23 protein-coding genes are annotated in these 23,971 nt (G+C 65.2%); 12 read left to right on the forward strand and 11 right to left on the reverse strand.

All coding sequences use genetic code 11. The features are described from left to right. Positions 1 to 406: 406 nt before the first annotated feature. Together A5757_RS12830 and A5757_RS12835 are read right to left on the reverse strand one after the other, a co-directional pair. A complete protein-coding gene (locus A5757_RS12830) occupies positions 407 to 1,306 on the reverse strand; it encodes a M56 family metallopeptidase (protein ID WP_308195071.1) in 900 nt (299 codons plus the stop codon). Positions 1,307 to 1,323: 17 nt separating this feature from the next. Further along, positions 1,324 to 1,695 carry a BlaI/MecI/CopY family transcriptional regulator gene (locus A5757_RS12835; protein ID WP_066834631.1) on the reverse strand — a complete coding sequence of 124 codons (372 nt, stop codon included), beginning with the start codon at positions 1,693 to 1,695 and terminating at the stop codon, positions 1,324 to 1,326. 421 nt (positions 1,696 to 2,116) lie between these two features. Here A5757_RS12835 and A5757_RS12840 point away from each other — a divergent pair, with 421 nt between their 5' ends. From A5757_RS12840 to A5757_RS22780, 4 genes are all read left to right on the forward strand, one after another. Further along, positions 2,117 to 2,830 (forward strand): YcnI family protein, encoded by a 714-nt coding sequence (locus A5757_RS12840; RefSeq protein WP_066834633.1) that lies wholly within the window; start codon positions 2,117 to 2,119, stop codon positions 2,828 to 2,830. Between the two features lie 127 nt (positions 2,831 to 2,957). Beyond that, complete coding sequence (locus A5757_RS12845) at positions 2,958 to 3,389, forward strand: hypothetical protein (RefSeq protein WP_066834644.1); 432 nt, start codon at positions 2,958 to 2,960, stop codon at positions 3,387 to 3,389. Then, a complete protein-coding gene (locus A5757_RS12850; RefSeq protein ID WP_066834646.1) occupies positions 3,386 to 4,756 on the forward strand; it encodes a hypothetical protein in 1,371 nt (456 codons plus the stop codon). The genes A5757_RS12845 and A5757_RS12850 overlap by 4 nt, the downstream gene beginning before the upstream one ends. A gap of 132 nt (positions 4,757 to 4,888) precedes the next feature. Beyond that, positions 4,889 to 5,767 carry a hypothetical protein gene (locus A5757_RS22780; protein ID WP_082929447.1) on the forward strand — a complete coding sequence of 293 codons (879 nt, stop codon included), beginning with the start codon at positions 4,889 to 4,891 and terminating at the stop codon, positions 5,765 to 5,767. Positions 5,768 to 6,097: 330 nt separating this feature from the next. Here A5757_RS22780 and A5757_RS12860 read toward each other — a convergent pair whose 3' ends face one another. From A5757_RS12860 to A5757_RS12885, 6 genes are all read right to left on the reverse strand, one after another. Continuing rightward, on the reverse strand, positions 6,098 to 8,203 hold the full coding sequence (locus tag A5757_RS12860) for a heavy metal translocating P-type ATPase (RefSeq protein WP_066834650.1): 2,106 nt from the start codon (positions 8,201 to 8,203) through the stop codon (positions 6,098 to 6,100). A gap of 84 nt (positions 8,204 to 8,287) precedes the next feature. Then, the gene (locus tag A5757_RS12865; RefSeq protein ID WP_013473237.1) at positions 8,288 to 8,617 is read right to left on the reverse strand and encodes a metal-sensitive transcriptional regulator; all 330 of its coding nucleotides are present in this window, start codon (positions 8,615 to 8,617) and stop codon (positions 8,288 to 8,290) included. Positions 8,618 to 8,666: 49 nt separating this feature from the next. Then, a complete protein-coding gene (locus tag A5757_RS12870; RefSeq protein WP_066834653.1) occupies positions 8,667 to 8,942 on the reverse strand; it encodes a YHS domain-containing protein in 276 nt (91 codons plus the stop codon). 25 nt (positions 8,943 to 8,967) lie between these two features. Further along, a complete protein-coding gene (locus A5757_RS12875) occupies positions 8,968 to 11,241 on the reverse strand; it encodes a cation-translocating P-type ATPase (protein ID WP_066834839.1) in 2,274 nt (757 codons plus the stop codon). A 41-nt stretch (positions 11,242 to 11,282) separates the two neighbouring features. Next, entirely contained in the window at positions 11,283 to 12,254 is a 972-nt protein-coding gene (locus tag A5757_RS12880; protein ID WP_066834656.1) for a heavy metal-binding domain-containing protein, read from the reverse strand. After that, positions 12,251 to 12,463: a heavy-metal-associated domain-containing protein gene (locus A5757_RS12885; RefSeq protein WP_066834659.1), complete on the reverse strand. Its 213-nt coding sequence runs from the start codon at positions 12,461 to 12,463 to the stop codon at positions 12,251 to 12,253. The genes A5757_RS12880 and A5757_RS12885 overlap by 4 nt, the downstream gene beginning before the upstream one ends. 155 nt (positions 12,464 to 12,618) lie before the next feature. Between A5757_RS12885 and A5757_RS12890 the strand changes: the two genes are divergently transcribed. Continuing rightward, positions 12,619 to 13,428: an alpha/beta fold hydrolase gene (locus A5757_RS12890; RefSeq protein WP_066834661.1), complete on the forward strand. Its 810-nt coding sequence runs from the start codon at positions 12,619 to 12,621 to the stop codon at positions 13,426 to 13,428. 613 nt (positions 13,429 to 14,041) lie between these two features. Here A5757_RS12890 and A5757_RS12895 read toward each other — a convergent pair. Further along, the gene (locus A5757_RS12895) at positions 14,042 to 14,722 is read right to left on the reverse strand and encodes a thioredoxin domain-containing protein (protein WP_066834664.1); all 681 of its coding nucleotides are present in this window, start codon (positions 14,720 to 14,722) and stop codon (positions 14,042 to 14,044) included. A gap of 24 nt (positions 14,723 to 14,746) precedes the next feature. On the opposite strand from A5757_RS12895, the gene A5757_RS12900 reads away from it, so the two are divergent. From A5757_RS12900 to ripB, 5 genes are all read left to right on the forward strand, one after another. Then, a complete protein-coding gene (locus A5757_RS12900) occupies positions 14,747 to 15,130 on the forward strand; it encodes a metalloregulator ArsR/SmtB family transcription factor (RefSeq protein ID WP_066834667.1) in 384 nt (127 codons plus the stop codon). Further along, complete coding sequence (locus A5757_RS12905) at positions 15,123 to 17,258, forward strand: cation-translocating P-type ATPase (RefSeq protein ID WP_066834841.1); 2,136 nt, start codon at positions 15,123 to 15,125, stop codon at positions 17,256 to 17,258. Before A5757_RS12900 ends, A5757_RS12905 begins: the two co-directional genes overlap by 8 nt. Before the next feature lie 37 nt (positions 17,259 to 17,295). Then, entirely contained in the window at positions 17,296 to 17,637 is a 342-nt protein-coding gene (locus A5757_RS12910) for a DUF3703 domain-containing protein (protein ID WP_066834671.1), read from the forward strand. Between the two features lie 394 nt (positions 17,638 to 18,031). Further along, the gene (locus A5757_RS12915) at positions 18,032 to 19,255 is read left to right on the forward strand and encodes an Ig-like domain-containing protein (RefSeq protein WP_066834676.1); all 1,224 of its coding nucleotides are present in this window, start codon (positions 18,032 to 18,034) and stop codon (positions 19,253 to 19,255) included. Between the two features lie 496 nt (positions 19,256 to 19,751). Continuing rightward, positions 19,752 to 20,522 carry an NlpC/P60 family peptidoglycan endopeptidase RipB gene (ripB, locus tag A5757_RS12920; protein WP_066834679.1) on the forward strand — a complete coding sequence of 257 codons (771 nt, stop codon included), beginning with the start codon at positions 19,752 to 19,754 and terminating at the stop codon, positions 20,520 to 20,522. 273 nt (positions 20,523 to 20,795) lie between these two features. On the opposite strand, the gene A5757_RS12925 is transcribed toward ripB, so the two are convergent. After that, the gene (locus tag A5757_RS12925; RefSeq protein WP_231983971.1) at positions 20,796 to 21,020 is read right to left on the reverse strand and encodes a hypothetical protein; all 225 of its coding nucleotides are present in this window, start codon (positions 21,018 to 21,020) and stop codon (positions 20,796 to 20,798) included. Between the two features lie 128 nt (positions 21,021 to 21,148). On the opposite strand from A5757_RS12925, the gene A5757_RS12930 reads away from it, so the two are divergent. Next, positions 21,149 to 21,904 (forward strand): response regulator transcription factor, encoded by a 756-nt coding sequence (locus tag A5757_RS12930; RefSeq protein ID WP_082929449.1) that lies wholly within the window; start codon positions 21,149 to 21,151, stop codon positions 21,902 to 21,904. Then, entirely contained in the window at positions 21,901 to 23,085 is a 1,185-nt protein-coding gene (locus A5757_RS12935) for a cell wall metabolism sensor histidine kinase WalK (RefSeq protein ID WP_066834685.1), read from the forward strand. Before A5757_RS12930 ends, A5757_RS12935 begins: the two co-directional genes overlap by 4 nt. Before the next feature lie 19 nt (positions 23,086 to 23,104). On the opposite strand, the gene A5757_RS12940 is transcribed toward A5757_RS12935, so the two are convergent. Continuing rightward, positions 23,105 to 23,791 (reverse strand): DUF305 domain-containing protein, encoded by a 687-nt coding sequence (locus tag A5757_RS12940; RefSeq protein WP_066834688.1) that lies wholly within the window; start codon positions 23,789 to 23,791, stop codon positions 23,105 to 23,107. Positions 23,792 to 23,971: the final 180 nt, after the last annotated feature.

The following is a 23,971-nucleotide window of genomic DNA, read 5'->3' on the forward strand; positions in this document are numbered from 1 at the left end:
TGTGATCGCGCCGCGACAACCGCGTGTTTGTTCGATCGCAGCTGGTGGCCGGTCAAAACGAATGACCCCTGAGAAGTCTTACTTACGAACGCCTTTGAAGAATCGTTATGTTCTTGAGGCAGACGTTCGTGCTGCTCATCTACGGTTTTGCTCAGTAGATCGGCTGGGGCTTACATCAATCAAGACTCATTAGTTCCTGGACTGCGTCGGACAGCTGAAACACCTCCCGCCTAACACCGGCATGCGGCGGAGCGACCCTCGGCAAGGCAGTATTGTGATGGGCATCACAAGCGCGGGGTGCCGACGCACCGCTATTGAGGGCGCGCCGCGATCGGTGTGCTGAGTGACGTCGCGTCAGCTATTCGTCGAAGGGCGAACGTTCCTGGCAAATACTTATCGTGATCGCTCAGTGGTGACACAGCAGTTCGATCAGGCCAGGCGTACCCAACATCGAGGTCATTGCCAGTCCCAGCACCGCCCGCTGAGTCCATTGGGCGCGGCTGCTCGTGGGCTCGGCCAACCGCATCGCTCGCGCTGCGGTGGCGGTGCCGGCCGCCGCCAAGCCTTCTGCGGGCACTGGGTGGGTGTCCGCCATCGCGAGTATGCCGCCCAGCAGCGAGTTCACCCCGTGCCGTCGTGCGGCGGCGTCGTCAGCACACATCTCCAGCAGTTCAGCAACAGCGGGTGCGCTCTGCTTCATCACGGGTACCCGCGGTAGGGCCGTCGCCGCTGCTCGCAGCATGATCAGCAATTGATGGTGGCGACCCGCTATATGTGCCTGCTCATGCGCCAAGACGGCCGCCAGCTCTGACTGGCCCAACGCCGACCAGGCGGCACTGGTCACCACAATGGCGGGGGGGCGCCCCGACACGCAGTAAGCCGCCGGCCTGGGGGCGTCGATCACCACAACACCTGGGCAGGTTGTCGGCCGGCCGACCAGCATGACCGCGTTAGCGTGTTCGCGACTACGCGACCTGAGCCGTGCGACCGATCGTCCGGTTCTCAGAAGAAAGATGACGGACACCGCGCTGCCGGCGACGGTCACTGCGATGGAACCACTCAGCCCAGGCAGTCCCCCGTGCTCGGAGAGACCGAACAACTCAAGACACAGGGCGACTGTCGAAGAGTTTCGCAGACCGTCGAGTGCCGCAACGCCGATAAGCACCAGGGCGACGACCCAAGCGATCACCGTCGTTGACATCGCGGTCAGCCACGCTGCCACTCCCATCTGCGGGCTGAGGCCTGTCTTGGTAAGCCGTCCGAGTAGCGATGGTGCCGTCCAGGCCAGCGCGGTGCCGTAGAGCATGAGCCATAAACCGGTCGTCATCGGCGCCGGTTCCCGCCACGGCGCAATGCCGAGCGCAGCTGTGCAGATTCTTCAGCGCTCATCTGCTCGACGAAGAAGGCCAACACTGCGTTCGTGTCACCGCCGGTCTCGAAGGCAGCCCGCATCAGTCGAGCGGAACGCTCCTCGCGGCTCATCACGGCACGGTACGAGTACGCTTTGCCGCTGCGTTCACGGCTCAGCCACTTTTTGCGATAAAGATTGTCCATCGTCGACATCACGGTGGTGTACGCGATCTGCCGGTCGGCGGAGAGTTCGTCGAAGATCCGACGCACCGTCACTGGATCTTCGTAGTTCCAGATGAGGTCCATGATGACCGCTTCCAGGTCACCGAAACCTCGCTGCAGCATGTCGTGCTCTCCTTCGACACGGCCCGTTCACCGCGTTCTTCGACTGCTTGGTTGGGGACAATGTAGCTCTCATCATGGTTCAGCGTTGGTGACACGCACGTCCCGCTGGGGATGGTGAGGTCAGGAGACGGCACTCGCAACGGCGTGAAAACACTGTCTCGGCCGGTTCACGTTTGTGCGCCTCGCGAACTCCGTGAGCGGCGACCCGCCGAGACCCAGCTACACCCATCTACGGACTTACCCCGTAGGCTGTGCCTCGTTGAGGTGGGTGCGCGAGCGCATCCGGGAGGCTATAGCAGATTGCATACGGAGGGACTGTGTGGCGTGATCACCGGCCCTTCCCGCGGAAGCAATTCCAAACTGAGCCAAACGCTCTCGATGCCTATTCGAAGACTGCAATTCACACACACGGAGGTGGCCGGTGCTGAAGATTCTGCTGCGCATCGTCGGAGTTCTCATGGTCAGTGGAGTGGTGGCACTGCTTGTGAGCCCCTCGGCGACCGCCCATGTAGGTGCATACATTGAGGGCGGGGAGCCGGGAGAGACGGGGCTGATCACGCTGCGGGTTCCCGCAGAGTCAGACAACCCGCCTACCACCAAGGTGGAAGTGCGAATTCCTGACGACATTCAGATCCGCACCGTGCGGCCGCAGCCGGTTGCAGGCTGGCAACTCGATATACAGAAGAAGAAGACGAATCCAACGATCTACAGGGACGACGGCACGGCAGTCGATGAGGTGGTGAGTTCGGTGACGTGGACCGCGGTCGGTCCGGGGCTTATGCCCGGCCAGTTCGATGACTTCGTCCTCGAAGCGGGCCCGCTGCCGGATGTCGAAACTCTCTCCCTGCCAACCTTTCAGACCTTCGCTGATGGCACCACCGACGCTTGGACTGAACCGGCACCCGAAGGCAGTGACCCGGAGTTCCCCGTGCCGACAGTGACACTCGGGGCGAGTACAGACACTGCTCCTAGCGGCGGGAGCGCTATGACATCTGTGATCGCCTGGACTGCACTGGGTTTCGCGGTGATCGCCGTTGCCCTGGGCATTTTCGCGATCGACCGGGCTCGCCGGTCCGCTGACACCGGCTCGCTGGGCGCTGCGGCGCCTCCCGAGCGCTCAGCTGTCGCTGAGTAAAGACCTGCCTGCCGAAGACCGTCACTCCCAGCTGGGCTCTGCCACTGCGGTAGAGCCCGGTTGGCGTCGAACTGCTACGAGCGTGAACGCTTCATCTACCCCGGCCATTCGCAAGGACAGACCATCGATGAGTACTCGCAGTGTTTTCTTGAAAGTCAGCGTGACCATGGGCGCGGCCGTCGCCATGGTCGCGGGGTGTGGCTCACCGCCGCCGTCGACGAGCTCCTCCTCCGCCGCGCCTTCGGCCTCCCCTCAAGCCCCTGGCAGCACCCCTTCGGCAAGCGCTGAAGCCGGCACGGTCATCGACATCTCAATCGACGGCGGCGCGGTGACACCCACCAATGCAGAGGCCCAAGCTGTCGCTGGGCAGCCGATCGTGCTCAAGGTGAGCAGCGACGCAGTCGACAGCCTGCACGTGCATTCGGTGCCCGAGAACGTGTTCGACGTTGCAGCCACTCCAGATCAGCGCTTCGAGTTCACTGTCAACATCCCCGGGCGAGTCGCAGTGGAATTGCACGACTTGCACGTCACCGTCGTCACCATCGAAGTCCGGCCTTGACGCGCGGAGCCGCTGAAGCGTTCCTGGCGCACGGCGTAGGCGGATCGACCGATCTCCCAGTGCCATTGTCCTACGCGCTGATTGGAGCCGCATGGGCGTTGGCGGCGACCTTCGCCATCGTGGCCGTGGCGTGGCGGACGCCGCGGTTTGACCCAGCGAAGCCGGGACGAGAGTTGCCGGAGTGGGTGTCTGCAGTCGTCGACTCCCCCGCTGTCCGATGGATCGCCGCGATTGCCGCCGCAATGTTCACCGTTTGGGTGGCCATCGCCGCGATCTGGGGACCCCAGGGCAGTGACAACGCCCTACCGGGCGTGTTCTACGTGCTGCTGTGGGTCGGCCTGGTCGCCATATCGGTTGTCGTAGGCCCAATTTGGCGCGTGATCTCGCCCGTGCGCACCGTATGGCGATTCTTGCACATTGGGCGGCGCGGCGCGGCCCCCGAAGAGGGGCGCATGCAGTACCGGCCGGGCTGGGGGTACTGGCCGGGTGTCATTGGCCTCTTCGCGTTCGTATGGCTGGAACTAGCGAGTTCAGATCCTGGCTCACTGACGGCGATCAAGATCTGGATACTCCTCTACGCCGTCACAATGCTGGCTGGCGCAGCACTTTTCGGAACTACGTGGTTCGCCCGAGCTGATCCGTTCGAGGTCTACAGCGTGACAGTCTCGCGGCTGGCACCTTTCAGGAGAAACCGCACGACAGGACGCATCGTTCTCGGGAATCCGCTCGATCATCTGCCGACCATGCCGGTGCGGCCAGGCACCGTAGCGGTCATGGCGGTGCTGCTCGGATCCACCGCGTTCGACAGCTTCTCTCAGTCTTCCGTCTTCAGTAACTTCGTCACTCGCAACGCCGCCGGCATCCCTCTCGTCGGCCCCTCCGCGGGCGGCACGGTACTGCGATCCCTCGGGCTTCTACTTTTCGTCCTCGCAGTCGGAGTGACCTTCTCGGCCGCGGCTCGCGCGACCGCCGGTGTGAGTCGCGAGCAACGCCGGCAACTGCCGGCCCTCCTCGCTCATAGCCTGATTCCCATAGTCGTGGGCTACATCTTCGCGCACTACCTCTCGTACCTCGTCGAGCGCGGTCAGGAAACCATCGTGCGGCTCGCCGACCCGCTCGACAGGGGCTGGCACCTACTCGGCCTTGACGCCGCCGACGTGCAGTACGTCCTCTCTCTGAACCCGACGTTGCTGTGGACGATCAAGGTCGCCTCCGTTGTAATCGGACATATGCTGGCTGTCATCGCCGCGCACGATAAAGCATTACGGGTCTTGCCCGTTGGCCATCAATTGACCGGCCAGCTCGCGATGATGCTGACAATGGTCGGCTATACGTTTGCGGGCCTGTACCTCCTGTTCGGGGCCTGACCCGAGCCTGCTTGTCAGCGATCAAGGACCGCGCGGGTGCTCGCCTCGGGCGTCAGCTCGTGGCAGAGTATCGATGTCATCTACGTAGCAAGTCAGTAGGATATGACGAACGGGTCTCGGTCGGATTGAGATGTGGTGTCTGGCAACCGCTGTCGGGGATGGCGCTGTCATCATGGTTCCGTGGCCCCCAGGACAGCGAGGAAGACCGACAGCAGGCTCGCCGCTCGGCTCGCCGCGCTCGCCTCGTTGGGCGCTTCTGTTATCCACTTCGCCGTCGTACCCACCCACTGGCAGGAGTGGATGCCGGCAGGCTTGTTCTTCGCATCCCTCGCGGTTTTCCAACTCTGCTGGGCGCGCCTGGTTCTCGCCCGAACCACCAACCCGGTGCTAGCCCTCGGCATCATGGTCAACCTCGCGGTCATCGGGCTCTGGTCCGTGTCGAGAACCGCTGGTGCGCCGTTCGGCCCCCACGCCGGTGAAGCCGAATTGGTCCAAGCCGCGGACTTATGCGCGCTGTTGCTTCAGATTTATGTCGTGATGGGCGCAGGATGGGTCTGGTATCGCGGCCTGCAAGGAGAACCGTTGCCGGCCTTCGGGAGCGCGATGGTGCTCCTCGGCGCGATCGGGGTCGTGACGCTGGCGTCGACCGTGGGTGCTGCATCTGGTTTGCGCCATGGCCACCACGCGCCAGCGGGTGCGGAAGCGGGGGCCCACCATCACGGGATTGATTCGGGACAAGCCGAGGACCATCACAATCACCCTGAGCCCGACCCTGCAGCGCCCCCTGAGAACACAGGAGGCAGTGATCACGGGACGGGCGTAGAACACGGCGACGCCGATCACGGTCACGATCCGGAGCCGGCGTCTCCCCCGCCTGCTGCCCACCTGGTTGAAGTACCTGCGCCCGCCCCTAGCAGTGCGCCTGATGCGGCCACGCCGGTGCCAATCAACGAACCGCTTCCTGCGGCGGAGCTGCTAGACGACCACCGAGACCATGACCACGTGCATTGACGCGGTCCCGCGTAGCAGCCAATCGCGCGCCTCGGTCTCGTAGTTGCCGCCCGTCAAGTCTCGCCGGCCGATGGCCCCGCCCGGATGCCGCACGGTGGCGAGGGCCGACATGCCGATGCCGTAGGTGGATAGCAATCGCCTCGGCCGGGGAGACGATAAAGCGCAGCTGAGCACGCTGAGCGACGATGCGCTCCTCGGCGGGAAGGATGCGGCGGAGAACCACCACGCGTGGAATGCCCTCCGCGCGTCGGCGTCGTCATGATCCACGATCTCGGCCGATCCGACGCACTGGACAGCTGCGCCGGGATACCTGCACACGGTCGACGGTTCCTAGCGGTTGAGGACGGCGCGGGTACTTGCCTCGGGCGTCAGGTCAAGGCGGCGCAACAGTTGCGCGTTGAGCGCTACGACGATCGTCGACAGTGACATGAGGATAGCGCCGACCGACATCGGTAAGACGAATCCAAGCGGTGCGAGCACACCGGCAGCCAACGGCACTGCGATGAGGTTGTATCCGGCGCCCCACCAGAGGTTCTGCTTCATTTTCCGGTAGCTGGCTCGCGACAGTTCGATGACCGACAGCACCGAGCGCGGGTCGGAGCTGGCCAGGATCACGCCGGCAGAGGCGATGGCAACATCTGTGCCGGCGCCGATCGCGATGCCGATGTCAGCCTGTGCCAACGCGGGGGCATCGTTGACACCATCGCCGACCATTGCGACCTTCTTGCCCTCCTGTTGCAGCGCAGCAACTTTCGACGCCTTGTCTTCCGGGCGTACTCCGGCGAACACCCGGTCGATGCCCAGTTCGTGACCTACCGCCTGCGCGACGGCTTCGGCGTCACCGGTGATCATGACCACCTCTACGCCGAGCTTGTGCAAGGCATCGACGGCGTCGCGCGACTCGGGGCGGATCTCGTCGGCCAGGCGCAGCCCGCCGACCACGGCACCGTTGCGGATGACGTGCAGGATGATCGCGCCCTCGTCGCGCCACGAGGTCGCCGCGTGAACCTCTTGCGCGCCGATCTCTTCGAGCAGGCGGGGGCCGCCCACGCGGATCTCGTGCCCGTCGACCGTGGCAGTCACCCCGACGGCGGGAGACGACGAGAAACCGTTCGCGCGTGGCACAGTCAGTCCCCGCTCCTCGGCGGCTTTCACGATCGCCCGTGCCAGGGGGTGTTCACTGTCGGCCTCGGCGGCGGCGGCTAGGGCGAGCACGGTGTCGTCGTCGAGGTCGCCGCGGACCTCGATCGCGGTCACGGTTGGTTCGCCCTTGGTGAGGGTGCCGGTCTTGTCGAAGAGCACGGCGTCGACGGTGCGCATCCCTTCCAGGGCGAGGCGATCCTTGATTAGCACGCCGCCCCGCGCAGCGCGTTCGGTGGCGATGGACACGACCAGTGGTATCGCCAAGCCCAACGCATGGGGGCAAGCGATGACGAGCACGGTGATCGCCCGGACGACGGAGGCGTCAGGGTCTCCGACAATCGACCACGCCACGGCGGTGATGGCGGCGGTCCCTAGGGCGAACCAGAACAGCCAGCCGGCCGCCCTATCGGCGAGGCGCTGGGCTCGCGAGGATGAGTACTGGGCTTCGGTGACCAGGCGCTGGATTCCTGCCAGGGCGGTGTCGTCGCCGGTGGCGGTGATCTCGACCCGCAACCCGGAATCTGTGGCGACCGTTCCGGCTGTCACCGCATCTCCGACGCTGCGGGCCACCGGCCGCGATTCACCGGTCACCATCGACTCGTCCATGTCCGCGCGCCCGTCGACGATTTTGCCGTCGGCGGGGACGCTGCCACCGGGTCGCACGACCACCAGATCTCCCACCTGCAGGTCGGCGGGTGAGACGGTGATGATGCGGTCGCCGTCGACCTTCTCGGCCTCGTCGGGAAGCAGGGCGGCCAGGGAGTCCAGTGCGGAGGTGGTCTGAGCCAGGGAGCGCATCTCGACCCAGTGGCCGAGCAGCATGATGACAATCAGCAGCGCCAGTTCCCACCAGAACTCCAGTTCGTGGTGGAGCAGGCCCAGGCTCGCGCCCCAGGAGGCGAAGAATGCGACGGTGATCGCTAGCCCGATGAGCAGCATCATTCCGGGTTTGCGGGAACGGATTTCGCTTGCGGCGCCGGTGAGGAAGGGGCGACCGCCGACGACGTACATGACCGTGCCCAGCAATGGCGCGATCCAGCGGGCGCCGGGCACGTCGGGCACGGCGTAGCCGAGCAGCATGGCGAACATGGTGGAGAACGCGATGACCGGGATGGCGATGATCAGGTTGATCCAGAAGAGCTTCCGGAACACGGCGACGTGATCGGCGCCGTGCCCGGCGTGACCCCCGTGGCCGGCATCGTCGTCGTGGTGGGGGCCGGAGTCGTGAGCGGCGTGCTCGTCGTGGACGCCGTTGTGGGATGTCGCTAATGCGTGCTCGTCGTGGCTGGTCATGTTGTGCTCTCCTTGAGGAGTCTCACGTGTTCGTTCGCGCGGGTGTGTAGGAGTGAGGCGGCGTCAGTGCACCGCCGGTGCGGCTCATGACCGCACGAGGCGGGCGATGGCTTCGGATGCTTCGGTGAGTTTGGCGTCGGCGGCCGGCCCACCGGCGGCAGCAGCGTCTCGAACGCAGTGTCGGATATGGTCGTCGAGCAGTGCCAGCGAGACGCTTTGCAGGGCTTTGGTCAGTGCGTCAGCTTGGGTGAGGATGTCGATGCAATAGCGTTCCTCCTCGATCATCCGACTGATGCCGCGGGCTTGGCCCTCAATGCGTTTCAAGCGTTTGAGGTACTTGTCCTTGTCGGTGATGTAGCCGTGGTGGACTGAACCCGATGCCGGGCAGTGGTCAGCGTCGTCGACGTGAGTCATGGCAACACCTTCGGTGTGTGGGTTGGGCGGCCGGAGTTCGGCAGGTCGGTCACGCCGCGCTGGCGTACTTGTCGGGGTCTCGGTCGAAGCGCGGTCCACATCCGTTGCAGCAGAACCAATACCGTCGGCCTCGGTAGTCGCGGAATAGGCCCGCGGCTTCGGCGGCCGCCTTGTTCACCGGCGTGCCGGGCATGACCGGGCATGTTGTCTCGTCCGTTAGGGAGTCGAGGAGGTTCGTGGTCCCCGGATTGATGACCGTCGTGTCGAGGTCTTGTGTTGAGCCGCTGCAGCAGCAGCTCGACGTCAGGTTCTTGTTGTCGGACATGAGTTCTCCTTGATGCAGAAGGGGTTCAGTGGGTAGAGGCAGAGGATGTGGATGTGGATTTGAAGCCGCGCAGTCGGAGGCTGTTGCCCACGACGAAGACGCTGGAGAACGCCATGGCCGCGCCGGCGAGCATCGGGTTGAGCAGCCCCAGGGCTGCGACCGGTATGGCAGCGACGTTATAGGCGAACGCCCAGAACAGGTTCGTCTTGATCGTCGACAATGTTCTGCGGGATAGCCGGATCGCGTCGACGGCGCTGCGCAGGTCGCCGCGCACCAGGGTGATGTCGGAGGCCTCGATCGCCACGTCAGTTCCAGTACCCATGGCCAGGCCGAGGTCGGCTTGGGCGAGGGCGGGCGCATCGTTGACGCCATCGCCGACCATCGCCACGGTCCTGCCCTCGGATTGCAGCCGGGTGATGACGTCGACTTTGTCTTTGGGCATGACCTCGGCGATCACGGTGTCGATGCCGACCTCAGCGGCGATCTGGCGGGCGACGGCTTCGTTGTCGCCGGTGAGCAGCACAGGCGTCAGACCAAGCTCACGCATCTGTGAGATCGCTTGAGCACTGGTCGGCTTCACGGTATCCGCGACGACGAGTACGCCGCGGGCCTGACCGTCCCAGCCGACGGCGACCACCGTCTTGCCCTGCGCTTCGGCCGCGTCTTTCGCCTGCACCAACTCGGGGCTCAGGTGTTGGGCCCAGTCGGCGAGCAGTGATTCGCGGCCCACGACGACGGCGTGTCCGTCGACGATGCCCTGCACACCCTTGCCTTCGGCATTGGCGAAATCCTCAGGGGTGTCCAGGATCCCGAGTTCTTCGGTGGCGGCGATGGCGATGGCTTGGGCGATCGGGTGCTCCGAAGCGTTCTCCAATGCGCCGGCCAGCCGGAGCAGGTCTGCGCGTTCGGTTCCTGGCGAGGTGACGACGTCGACCAGGGTCATCTTGCCGGTGGTGACGGTGCCGGTCTTGTCCAACACCACGGTGTCGACCTTGCGGGTGGACTCCAGCACCTCCGGGCCCTTGATCAACACGCCCATTTGTGCGCCGCGACCGGTCCCGACCAGCAGTGCTGTCGGCGTGGCCAAGCCGAGCGCGCAGGGGCAGGCGATTACCAGGACCGCCACTGCGGCGGTGAAGGCGGCCGCGACCGGAAAGCCTGCGCCCAACCATGCGCCGAGTGTGATCACCGCGATTGCCAGGACGATCGGCACGAAGACGCCGGAGATGCGATCGGCCAGTCGCTGGACCTGGGCTTTGCCGGTTTGGGCGTTCTCCACCAGTTGGGCCATTTGCGCCAACTGGGTGTCGGAACCGACGCGGGTGGCGCGTACCACCAGTCGCCCGCCGGCGTTGACGGTCGCACCGACCACGGTGTCACCTGGGCCGACCTCCACGGGGACCGATTCGCCGGTCAGCATCGAGGCATCGACCGCCGATGTTCCCGATACCACCACCCCGTCGGTGGCGATCTTCTCCCCCGGGCGCACGACGAACTCGTCGCCCACTATCAGGTCCTCGACGGCGATCTTCGTTTCCGCGCCGTCGCGCAGAACGGACACCTCCTTGGCGCCCATCTCCAGGAGGGCGCGCAGCGCCGCACCGGCCTGCCGTTTGGACCGTTTCTCGAAGTAGCGCCCGGCAAGGATGAATGTTGTTACTCCAGCGGCGACTTCGAGGTAGATGTTGGCGGCGCCGTGAGACGGTGCGAGTGTCAGTTCGAACGGATGCTTCATTCCTGGGGTGCCGGCGGTCCCGAAGAACAGCGCGTACAGCGACCACAGGAAGGCCGACAAGGTGCCCAGGGAGATGAGCGTGTCCATCGTCGCCGTGGCGTGGCGCAGGTTGGCCCAGGCGGCGCGGTGAAACGGCCACGCCGCCCAGACGATCACCGGCGCGGCCAGCACCAGCGACGCCCACTGCCAGTAGGTGAACTGCAGCGTGGGGATCATCGCCATCGCGATGACCGGCACCGACAGCAGCGCCGAACCGGTCAGCCGGTGGCGCAGTGACACCATGTCGGGGTCGTCGGTCTCGCCTGTCTCCCCAGTCGGAGTGGGCTTCTCCGGTGTGGGTAGCGCGGCGCTGTATCCGGCGTTTTCCACCTCGGCGACCAGCTGCGTGGGATCGTATCCGTCAGGCACCGTGACGGTGGCCTTCTCGGTCGCGTAGTTGACTGTTGCCGCGACCCCATCGATCTTGTTGAGCTTGCGTTCGATGCGGTTGGCGCAGGAGGCGCAGGTCATTCCTCCGATGCGTAGCTCAATGCTCGGGCCGGACACCGGTGTCGATGTCGTCATGAGTGCCACTGCCTTTCAGTTTTCTTGGTGGACGGAGGTCGTCAGTGCCCGCCGGCATGGCCGGCGTCGCGCGACGGTTGTGGCGCTGGCTGATTGGTGTTGTCGCGTGCTGCGTCGATGACGAACGTGGCGGTGTGCACGGTGTCGTCGACATTGAAGTCGAGGTAGAGCAGGTAGCGACCGGCGGTGGGTGCGGTCGCCGCGAACGACACCGAAGGGCCGCCGGTACGGCCCACCACCGGCTCAGCGCCCTCGGGGTGCACGTGCAGATACGCCATGTCGCCCTCACGCAGCGCGACGAGGTGCCCGTATGCCCCCAGGTAGGGCTGCAGTGTCGTCACCGGCACGTCGTCACGGGTGATCTTCGCTGTGAGCTGCTTCGAAACGCCGGCGGTGAGCACACCGTCGAGTTCCACGGTGTACCCGGCAATCTCATCCGAGGTGCGTGTGGTCAGCGGGGGCGCCGGGGCGAACTCGCCGGCAACGTCGACCGTGCGGGTTAGGGTGAGTTTGGCGCTGCTGGCCTGGGCGGGCTGGAAATCCGCGAACACCCGGTAGGTCCCGGCGGCCTTCCACGTCCAGGGCGTCGACCACGTGCCGGTTGCCTGGTCCAGGACCGGGTGGACGTGCGCGAAGTGCTGACCGTCGGAGCGGACGATGATGAGATGCAGCTGCTTGTCGTGCACCGTCGCGTAGTCCAGCAGCGGCGTGCCGCTGGGACCAGCAATGGTGAAGCTCAACGTGGCCCGATCGTTGGGGGCTCCGGGTGCCCGTACCGCGCTGAGCGTGTATCCGTCTTGGGCGAGTGACAGCCCCGGCGGATCGGCGGACAGAGGTGATATCGGCGACGCCGGCGCGGTCGGCGCGCTGTGATCAGCCGAGGGCTTAGCGCCAACGTGCTGAGGAGCCGTCACCGCGGTGTCGGGGACGACCGCCGCGGCGGTGACGTACGCAGCCGTGAACGCCACCGCCAGTCCGGCACCAAAAGCGGCCAACCGTCCCGCGGCGTTCATGCGACCCGCACCGCCGAATAGCCGGCCTCGTCGACCGCACGCAGGATCTGGGCGTCATCGACGGGACCGCTGGAGGTCACGATCAGAGTGCCCGTCGTGGCGCTGACCTCGACGTCTTGAACACCGGCGACCTCGCTGACTTCTTCCCGCACTGACAGCTCGCAGTGCCCGCAGGTCATTCCCGTGACGGCGTATTTGGTCGTGCTCATGACCGAACTCCCATCTTCGCTCGCGGTGGTACCCCTACCGGGTATGCGTACCCAAAGTATACCCCCAGAGGGTATATTGCAAGGGTGGGTTCTTCGGGCTGTTGCTGATGCCGTGTCGACGCAGGCCGAAGCATTCCCAACGAAGGGAGAGGCAGATGGTGATGCGAACGTTGCACGTCGGGGATGACGGCTGGCCGCTCATGGGCGAGGTCGTGGGCCGCGGAGAGCTGATCATCATGCTGCACGGCGGTGGGCCCGATCACTACAGCATGAGGCCGCTTGCCAACCGACTTGCTGGCCGGTATCGCGTTGCGCTGCCCGATATTCGAGGCTATGGAGCATCGCGATGCCCCGATCCGACGTTGCACCGCTGGGATCAGTACGTCACCGACACGATCGCGATCATGCACGCGCTCGACGCCACGTCCACCCACCTCGTCGGCGCCGGCCTCGGCGGCACGATCGCCTTGCGGACATGCCTCCAACACCCCCAGATCGCCCGGTCCGCGGTCATCATCAGTGCTGAAGCTATCGAGGACGACGACGACAAGGTCGCAGACGCAGAGCTGATGGCCCGTTTCGCCGACCGCGCCCGTTCCCGCGGTTTACAGGCTGCCTGGGAGCTGTTTGTTCCTCATCTTCAACCGCTCATTGCCAACCTCGTCACCGAGGCCATTCCTCGCGCTGACGCCCAAAGCGCCGCTGCCGCAGCGGCAATCGGTCAAGATCGCGCCTTCGCCACAATCGAGGAACTCCGGCGCATCAACGCTCCGACGCTCATCATCGCTGGCAATGACCCACGTCACCCCGCGCAACTCGCGCGCACCCTCGCCGACACCCTTCCGCACGGAGTACTCGCCGAGGCGACAATGTCCGACCTGCTCGTCGACGCTGACGACCTGGCGCGCGCTTTCGCCCCGGCAATCGAACAGTTCCTCGCCACCACGCTGGACCGGGACATTTAGGCCATCAACTCGTGGCGCAGCTCCTGCGGGACACCGAGGTGGCCGCAGTCCACAGCCGTCAGCTGCAGCAGGATTTCCCACTATCGGCCTTGATGGGGCGGCGCCCGCTGGTGATTTGGCTAAACGTGCACAGGGCGATGCACTTGGCGATCGACCGCGTGGTTGGACTCTCGATGAGCCGCCGAAATTGCTCTTGTGCCGTCACGAGCGATAGGCCTTCCCAGTGGACGAGGTACCTTCGCGGGTACAACCGCAAAGTACCCCTTGGGGGTATCCCCGCACAATGTGCGATTCAACGGATGTGGTCGCAAACCCTCTGTCCTTCGGCGCCTACGCGCCTACTGCCAGCCCTATCGCCGCAGGCCCCGTCAGCGATACAGATCAACGCCGGCGGTCGCGGCATCGCCACTTGCGCGTCGAGGCCCTGGCCAGTGTCGCGAACTCGGACGTAGCCGAGGATCGCCGTCATGCAAACGACTTTCGCACTGCCTACCGACACCGCGGATCAGAGACGCAGAGCGTGAGACTAGAAGTGAGACACCGCGACCTAGCGCTATGCGGCCGGCAACGTGGGCAGCCCAGCGGTCTCGTTTCTTTAGATACGAGCAGCTGTCTATCCGCGCGCCAAGGCCTGGTCAAGTGCCGTGGAGAGGTCTTCGTAGCTGCGCGGCTGGATGCGTTCGCCGTTGAGGAAGAAGGTGGGGGTTCCTTGCACGCCCAATGCGGTGCCGTCGGCGATGTCGAGTTGGATGCGTTCTAGGGTCGCAGGGTCGTTGTAGGTGGCGTCGAAGGCGGGCATGTCCAGGCCAAGTTGCTGGGCGAACCCACGGAACACGTCGTCGGCGGGAGTCTGCTGCTCGCCCCATTCGGCTTGTGTGTCATACATTTTGCGGTACATGGCTTCGAGTTGGCCTTGCTGGGCGGCGGCCTCGACCGCGCGTGCGGCGCGCTCGGCGTTGAAGTGCCCCGGGAGCGGGAAGTAGCGCAGCACAAAGTTCACTCGGTCGCCGTATTCGGCGCGCAGTTGCTCGATGGCGGGATACACCGCGCGGCAGCCTTCGCATTCGAAGTCGAGGAATTCCACGAAGTAGACGTCGCTGTCGGGTACGGCGTTGAGCCGGTGGCTGTTGTCCCGGACAGCCTGTCCGGCTGTCCCATCCAGTTCGATGGTGCCCGAGTCATTGTCGCGGACCGAGAGGAACACCGCGGTCCCGATCGTCGCCACCACGATGACGAAGACGGTCAACAGAACGCGGGTGTTGGTCAGGATCGCTCCGAGCCCTTTCATGTTCATATCAACGTACTTTAGTATATTAATATGAGCGAACCGGTGGATATCTGCGATCTCCTCTGTTTGGACCTGCCTCACGCGGAGTCCATCCGGGCCACGGTGCCGGACAGCGCCACCATCGCCGCCGCAGCAGCAGCGGCGCGCGGCCTGGGTGACCCCACCCGGTTGTCCATTGCGGCCGCGCTGGCGGCCGGCGATGAGTTGTGCGTCTGCGACATGGCCTGGGTGGTCGGACTGTCGCAGGGCTTGGTGTCCCACCATCTGCGCCAACTCAAGAACGCGTCGCTGGTGTCCTCACGCCGTCAAGGCAAGTTGGTGATGTATCAGCTGACCGAGCGTGGGCGCCAGTTGACCGACTCGGTACTGACCGGTGCAGGCGCGCGTGCGGGGAAGGAACCCGATCGTGTCTGATGCATGCTGCGGGCCACGCGACGACGTCGAACCCGAAGCGGGTCCCGAAAGCCTGTGGCAAGTCCGAGAATTGCAATTCGCGGCGCTGGCCGGGGTCCTGCTGGCCGTGAGCTGGATCGTCGGGCGGGTCGGCTACGAGGGTGTCGGAGAAGTCGTCGAGCTGGCTGCGGTAGCTGCTGCCGCGATCACGTTCGTCCCCGATGCGGCCCGCAACCTGCGGCATGGCCGTATCGGGGTCGGCACGTTGATGACGATCGCTGCGATCGGCGCGGTGGCCCTGGGCCAGTTCGCCGAGGCCGCCCTGCTGGGCATCTTGTTCTCGATCGCCGAAGGCTTGGAGCACTACGCCGTCAGCCGCACCCGTCGCGGGCTGCGCTCCCTGTTATCGCTGGTGCCGCCGAAGGCCTCGGTACTGCGGGATGGCAGTGAAATCACCGTTGCTCCTGGTGATCTCGTCATTGGTGACGTCATGGTGATCCGGCCCGGTGAACGGGCCGCCACTGATGGCGCCATCCGATCCGGTCAGACGAGCCTGGATCTATCGGCGATCACCGGCGAGTCGGTGCCCGTCGAAGCCGGACCCGGCAGCGACGTGTTCGCCGGTGCCATCAACGGCGGCGGAGCGATCGAGGTCGAGGTCACCGCCCTGGCCGCCGACAGTTCCCTGGCGCAGATCGTGCACATCGTCGAGCAAGCCCAGGAACGCAAGGGCGCCGGCCAACGACTGGCGGATCGGATCGCCCGGCCGCTGGTGCCGGCGATCATGGCGTTGGCCGCGGCCATCGCCGCGGTGGGAGCGGTCTTCGGTGACCCGATGCTGTGGCTGGAACGGGCACTAGTGGTGCTGGTGGCGGCGTCACCGTGCGCGCTGGCAATCGCGGTCCCGTTGACCGTGGTCGCGGCCATTGGAGCCGCCAGCCGCCACGGTGCCCTGATCAAGGGCGGCGCGGCGGTCGAAGAACTCGGCCGCATCAAGGTCGTCGCCCTGGACAAGACCGGCACGCTCACCCGCAACCAGCCCCGCGTCGTCGAGGTGGTCACCACCGACGACCTCAGCGACGCCGACGCCCTGCGGTGGGCCGCGGCACTGGAGGCGCGCAGCGAGCACCCACTGGCCCAGGCGATCCTGATCGCCGCCGGTGACTCGCCGGCCGCGGGCGACGTGACCGCAGTACCGGGCTACGGCCTGCATGGTGACCTTGACGGGCACCGGCTGCGCCTCGGAAAACCCTCCTGGGTAGCCCCTGGACCTCTCGAAGGTGATGTGGTGCTGTTGCAGGCCGCCGGTGCCACCGTGGTGGTGCTCGCCCGCGACGAGCAGCCGGTCGCCGCCATCGCGGTGCGTGATGAACTTCGCCCCGAAGCCGCCGAGGCCGTCAGTCTGTTGCAGCGGTTGGGGATCGCGGTGGCGATGCTCACCGGCGACAACACCCGTACCGCTGACGCGGTGGCCACCGAAGCCGGCATCACTACCGTGCACTCCGAGCTGCTGCCCGAGGACAAGGCAGCTCTACTGCCGGCCCTCGCGCAGGGCCGCCCCATCGCCATGGTCGGCGACGGGATCAACGACGCCCCCGCGCTGGCCACCGCCGACATTGGCATCGCCATGGGTGCCATGGGCACCGACGTCGCCATCGAAACCGCGGACGTCGCCTTGATGGGCGAGGACCTACGCCATTTACCCCAGGTGCTGGCCCACTCGCGGCGCGCTCGCCGGATCATGGTGCAGAACATCGCGTTCTCGTTGGCGATCATCTCGGTCTTGATTCCGCTGGCCGCCTTTGGCGTCCTGGGCCTGGCCACGGTGGTCCTGATCCACGAAACCGCCGAAGTGTTCGTCATCCTCAACGCCATCCGCGCCGCCCGCATCACCGCCCTGCCCGGCGTGACAGCGACATCACCGCGATCAACAACCCACTCCCTCGACGTCGGCCCAGCGCCCAGTCCTGACGACCCCTGCTGCGGGCCCCAACAGTCCGCGCAGACACCAGCCACCAGCATCAACCTCCCCTTGGTCGCGCCGGCCCCGGCACAGGACAACCACGGGTGCGACTGCTGCGCCCCCAACGGATCTCCACCGGACGTCAACGACACGACCGCACCCACCACGCGAACCAACCGCCGATAGCCCCACCAGCTCGCCCGCATGACAGGAGTCAACTTTCATGTCACGAATCAGTGAGCAGGGCCGCCAGGTCTATCGAGGTGAAATGACCGCCGCGAAACACGCCGCAGACCCCGCGACCCGGTGGCGACATCTGGAGCGGGCGCACATCGTCTCCCAGCCGGATCCGTGGCTGCACACCTGCAACCACGCCGCGATGCTGGTGTTGGCGCTGAGCCAGCACGACCGCCGCGAAGCCCTCGGCCAAGTCCTGCGCCTCATCGTCGCTGCCCCAGGCTCGTTGACCGGTCGTTATCCTGTCGGCAACACCGGTCGCGTTCGCGCGGGGCTGATGACACCCATGCCCGTCCCCGACGACCTCGCCGCCCTCGCCAAAAGATGAAACCGGCGGCGCCGCTTGCCCGCGCCTGCCGGAACGACCCCTGCTGGACTCTCGCGGCCGCGACGGGGATCACCGCATGTCGCCGGGCCTGGGATGGTGGGCCTTCGATCTACTGACAATGACGATCTTCACCGCTGGCTTCGCCGGCGGTCTCCTGCTGTGGCTGTCGTTCCCCGGAGTGGGCCAGTCCCCGCAGTCCGCGAACTCATTTTGCAGACCAACGCCGCGCCTTTATCGAATCTTCATCGAAGGACTAAGAAAGCCAAACGACTCATGGGCACACTCGAAGGCATACCCGTGAACGGTGCACCGTCGCCCGCGACCGGCCCTCGCGACGCACCAGGCGGCCCGCCCGTTAGCCGATGACGACAACCCGATACGGAGAGCCCCACTCATGCCGCAGACAGGCTGCCCCCCAGCGTTTCGAGCGACGACGCACTGGCTGCGCACGACCGTCCTCGCGGTGGCGGTGCTGCTGATCGCGACCGCCTGCACCTCGTCTCCGACGGCGGCGCCAACTCCCGACGTCATCACCGACAAGGGCACGCCCTACGCAGACTTGCTCGTACCAAAACTGGAAGCGTCCGTCACTGATGGTGCCATCGGCGTCGCTCTCGATGCCCCCGTGACCGTTACCGCCGGCGACGGTGTTCTCGGCCAAGTGTCGCTGACCAGCGAAGAGGGCCAACTTGTCGACGGGCAACTGAGCCCCGACGGCGTTACATGGTCATCGGCGGAACCGCTGGGTTACAACAAGCAATACACCCTGCAGGCGCAAGCACAAGGGCTTGGTGGAACCGCAAGCACCAACGCAACTTTCGAAACCCATTCACCCGAGAACCTGACGATGCCCTACGTCTTGCCCAATGACGGCGAAACGGTGGGCGTGGGTCAACCCATTGCAATTCGCTTTGACGAGAACATCACTAACCGGGTTGCGGCGCAGCAAGCGATCACGGTGACCACCAACCCCCCGGTAGAGGGCGCCTTCTACTGGCTCGGCAATCGTGAGGTCCGTTGGCGCCCCTCCGAATACTGGGAGCCCGGAACCAACGTTGAGGTTTCCGTCAAGGCTTACGGGGTCGACTTCGGCGACGGGCTTTTCGGCCAGGATGACGTCACCACGCGCTTCACAGTCGGCGACCAAATCATCGCCACCGCCGATGACGCCACCAAGACGATGACCGTGCGGCGCAACGGCGAAGTCGTGAAAACCATGCCCATTTCCATGGGCAAAGCCAAAACGCCCACTGACAACGGCACCTACATTATCGGCGACCGTTACTCATTCCTCGTGATGGATTCGTCCACTTACGGAGTTCCCGTCAACTCTTCCGACGGGTACCGCACCGAGGTCGAATGGGCCACGCAAATGTCATACAGCGGCATCTACGTGCACTCTGCCCCATGGTCGGTGGGTAGCCAGGGCATCGCCAACGTCAGCCACGGATGCCTCAACGTCAATCCAGCCAATGCCCGCTGGTTCTACGACAACACCCGACGCGGCGACATCGTTGAAGTCATCAACACGACCGGCCCAACCCTGTCAGGAACCGACGGCCTCGGTGACTGGAACATCCCCTGGGAGCAATGGAAGGCCGGAAATGCCAACCTCTAAGCAACGGAGTGCTTGATACCGAGCAGGCCTTACTCAACGCCCGGCGTCGTTGAATCCCGTTTTGCTGCAGTGTATTCGGGTCGCTCCGTAAACGCCGCTGCCGCACGCGCGTTGCCGACGTCGCTGCAGCCATCGACTCCCGATGGCCGATGGCGCTACCGCCGACGATGGCCGCTCGGAGCGACAATGTTGCTCACCCCCTGACAGCCCATTGAGCACCTTTGCAAGCAACTCGCACATTTGCGTTGACCCGCACGCTATTTCACGCGGTAGTCATGCCGCGAAACAGCCCTGTCCAGCGCTTGTCGCCTTCCATCCAACTGCCGCAGCGAATTTCACGTTTGTAATTATGTTGCTGGTGTTACTGGTGGGGCCGTTGTGAGCTAGATTGTTCTACGTAGGAGCTACGTATTTCGTTGCTGCGCCGTATGTATGGGATTCAGCCCAGCTATTGGTGCGTGTCATAGCTCACCGCGCGGCGCACCGAGGAGAAGACATGGGATCACACGTCCGGAGCCAGGGTGCGGCAATTGCCCGCACTGACCGCCGCGACCCGGCAATCCTTGTTGCGGGACGCGTTCGACGGCTCCCCGGTGTCGTCGCCATCGTCGTCTTGCTTTTCCTTGCGTGCGCACCGGTCGCGTCGTCCCAACCCGCCGCCGGTCCGTGGGACCCACTGCTTCCGAAGATGCCGAGCGCGGGCGCTCCCGGCGATCCGGTTGCCATCGCGAACGCATCCCTGCAGGCAACGGCCACGGCGACGCAGGCGGCCATGAATATGGGTCGCAACTTCCTCAGCAGCCTGGGGATTGTCAGTCCCACCGCGGATCCGTCGACGAGCGTGCGCGGAAATCGGGCCAATGGTGCGCAAGCGATCGAGTACGTGATTCGCAGGGCGGGAACACAAATCGGTGTTCCCTACTCCTGGGGCGGCGGAAGCCTCACCGGTCCCAGCCGCGGCGTCGACCGGGGAGCAAGCACCGTGGGCTTTGACTGTTCAGGCCTGACACGGTTCGCGTTCGCCGGTGTCGGAGTGCTGCTCCCGCGATGGTCCGGTGACCAGTACGACGCCGGCCGCAAGGTGCCACCCTCCCAAGCAAAGCGGGGCGATCTGCTGTTCTGGGGGCCGGGCGGCAGTCAGCACGAAGCCATCTATTTGGGCGGCGGGCAGATGATCGAGGCCCAGCAGACCGGTGTCCCGATCAAAATCTCCCCCGTGCGCACGTCAGGGATGACGCCCCACGTCGTTCGCATCATCGAGACCTGATTGCGCGACGCAGCCAGTCACCAGTCAGATCACTACGTCGCACCAGGGGCCCGCTGCCCCACTTCGCCTGTAAGGCAGGAGCCGATCCCGCGCCAGTACGGAGATACCGCGGTGAATGAGGGTCCTCACCCAGCTTGCGACGAAGACACCCACACGCACCCCAGAGTGGGCCGGCCACCGGCAGGGTCCGTGGTCGATGTCCCCCGGTACGCAGCTCCGGCATAACGCCCTACGTCACGCGCTTGATCGAAGACTGACACCTCGCGGCGAGCGCTACGTCGGCCGCGTCGCTGACCAGTCGTCCGCTTCGGCGTGGCCGCTGCGAACAGGCTCCTTCAGTGCCGCACGCCGCTCGCTGCGGCACGGCCGCCCACAAGCGTGGAACAGGGCCGTCGCGCCGGCGATGGCGGCGGCCCACAGCACGACAATGACGGCGCACAGGATCAGCCACGTTTGCCACCCGAGACTGTTCGGGCAGACGTCCATCAGCCAGCGCATGTCAGGCCCTCCTCGGCAGTGAGCATCTCCCGGCCGCAGGGCGCAATCGGTATGAGTCTCGTAAAGATCTGCTGAAGATCGCGCCGCTCCGGCAGTCGAGTGCCGCCGCACCCGCATCAGCAGGCACCATGTTCACCATGGAGCACCATCCGGGTACGCCGCCTGAGCAGGCGAAGGGATACCGCGCGCTGGTCGTTGACGACGAGCTTTCTCTAGCCGAAGTGGTGGCCAGCTATCTAGAACGCGAGCAGTTCGAGGCGGTCGTGGTCGGCAACGGAGTCGACGCGATCGCTGTCGCCCGCGACCTCGACCCCGACGTCGTCATCCTGGACATCGGCCTGCCCGGCATCGATGGACTGGAAGTCTGCAGGCAATTGCGCACGTTCTCCGACGCCTACGTCGTCATGCTCACCGCCCGCGACACCGAAATCGACACAGTCCTTGGCCTCACCGTCGGCGCCGACGACTACATCACCAAACCCTTCAGCCCCCGTGAACTCGTCGCGCGCATCCGCGCCATGCTGCGGCGGCCCCGCGGCCTGCAATCAGCCACCGCAACCGCCGAACCTGAGGCGGCGCCACCGCGTCGCTTCGGCCCGCTGAGCATCAACGTCGCCGCCCGTGAGGTATGCATCGACGACGAACAGATTCTGTTGACCCGTACAGAGTTCGACATACTGGAAGCCCTCTCGGGCCGGCCAGGCAATGTACTGAGCCGGCGCCAACTTCTTGAAATTGTGCGCGACGGACCCTGGGTCGGCAACGAGCACCTCGTCGACGTCCACATCGGCCACCTGCGACACAAATTGGGCGACGATGCAGCCTCTCCGCGCTACATCGCCACGGTGCGAGGTGTCGGGTACCGCATGGGTTCGGGACAGTGACTCCCGGGCCGGCCGCCAAAGCTCGCCGACGTCGACGGTGGGGTCGTCCCGGTATTGGCCTGCGGCTGCTGGCAGCCCAAGCCATTGTGTTGATAGCCGGGGCCGCGACGACCGCGGTGGTGGCCGCCGTCGTCGGCCCTCCGCTGTTTCGGGAGCATCTTCACCTCGCGGGGGTGCCAATGGACTCACCGGAGGAAGTGCATGCCGAGGAGGCCTACGGCTATGCGACGGTGATCTCCATCGGAGGCGCACTCGCAGTGTCGGCGCTAGCCGCGCTTGCCGTTAGCTTCTACGTCAGTCGACGGCTCCAACGGTCCATCACCGAGGTTGCCTCCGCTGCCACGATTGTCGCTCAAGGGAATTACGGGATCCGGGTGTCACCGCCTCGCCTCGGCGACGACTTCGACGCGCTCTCCACCGCCTTCAATCAGATGGCTTCCCGCCTCCAAGCCGTCGATTCGACGCGACAGCGACTGTTCGGAGACTTGGCGCACGAGATCCGCACACCGGTCGCGGTGCTGGAGGCCTATATCGAGGCACTCGAAGACGGCGTGCGCACTTTGACGCCGCAGACGGCGGCAATGCTGCGCGACCAAACCCGCCGGCTGGTGCGATTCTCCAATGACGTCGCCGCCCTCGCCAAGGCCGAGGAAAGTTCAGTTTCCATGTCCTACACCACCATTGACGTCGACCGCTTGACGCGCCAATGCGTCGCCGCGGCGCAGGAACGCTACGACACTAAAGGGGTTGCGCTACGCGCACACCTCCAGAAGGCACTGCCGCCGCTGTGGGCCGACGAGCAACGACTCTCCCAAGTTCTGGGCAATCTGCTGGAGAATGCGCTGCGGCACACGCCTTCCGGCGGCTTGGTCGAAGTCAGCTGTGTCCGCGACGGCGACCGGTTGTCGATCGCCGTCGCCGACACCGGTGAAGGGATTGCCCCCGAGCACCTCACCCGGGTGTTCGAGCGATTCTATCGGGCCGACGCCGCCCGCGATCGCGAGCACGGCGGCGCCGGTTTAGGGCTCGCCATCGCCAGAGCGCTGGTCGAGGCCCACGGCGGATCTATTTCCGTAGCAAGCGCTGGACTCGGCGCCGGCGCAACATTCACCGTCGACTTACCCTCTGCTCAAGTGCGCGCCGAAGAATTCCCTGTTACGGGTGCCTCAGCGCGGACCTGACCGCCGCGCCTCCGAACTGTTACTTGTCCAGCATCCCCTGCATCGTGTCGATCTCCGCTTGCTGAGAGGAGACAATGGCTCGCGCCATCTCCACCGCCGCCGGGAACTGGCCAATTTCAATTTCCTCCTGCGCCATCATGATCGCGCCCTTGTGATGGGCAATCATCTGCGTCAAGAAAAGTCGGCTCGCCTCCGCGCCCTGCGCGTTCTGCAGCGCAGCCATGTCGGCTTCCGACATCATGCCGTGGCCGCCGCCCATACCAGGCATGTCGCCCATGTCGCCGCCAGGCATCTGGTGGCCGGGCATGTTGTGGCCAGGCATTGCGGTGCTGGTCGGCGCAGGTCCAGGTGAGGACGACGCTCCCCACTCCTGGAGCCAGCCCTGCATCTTCTCTATCTCAGGGCCTTGTGCGTTCTTGATTTCGTTCGCCAGCGAGATGACCTCGGGATCGATGCCTTGCTTGGCGAGAAGCATGTCGCTCATCTCGATCGCCTGCTGGTGATGCGGAATCATGCCTTGGGCGAACGTCACATCCGCGTCGTTGTGGGTAGCGTCGCTGCTGGCAGCGCTCGGCGATGCCGATGCTGACGCCGAGGTGCTGCTGGTCGATGATTGAGAGTCGGTTGTCGCATTCGAACAGGCACTGATGAACAGGGTCGACGCCGCTAACGCCGCGAACCCAATTCCGAATCGCTTGTGCTGCATCGCACATCCTTTCCCATACATCTTCGTGACACCAGGCATCCACGCGGCAAGCGCTCTCGCCGCCTCGGTCCAGCCTCAAGAATCCGAGTATGGGTCGGCTTGTGTTCCGATGAAGATTTGATGAAGACGCCTCACTGACCCGTCGGTACGCGCTGCGCCGGGCGTCATTCAGCGTCGCGC

The organism is Mycobacterium sp. 852013-51886_SCH5428379, assembly GCF_001665575.1.
Lineage (GTDB): Bacteria > Actinomycetota > Actinomycetes > Mycobacteriales > Mycobacteriaceae > Mycobacterium.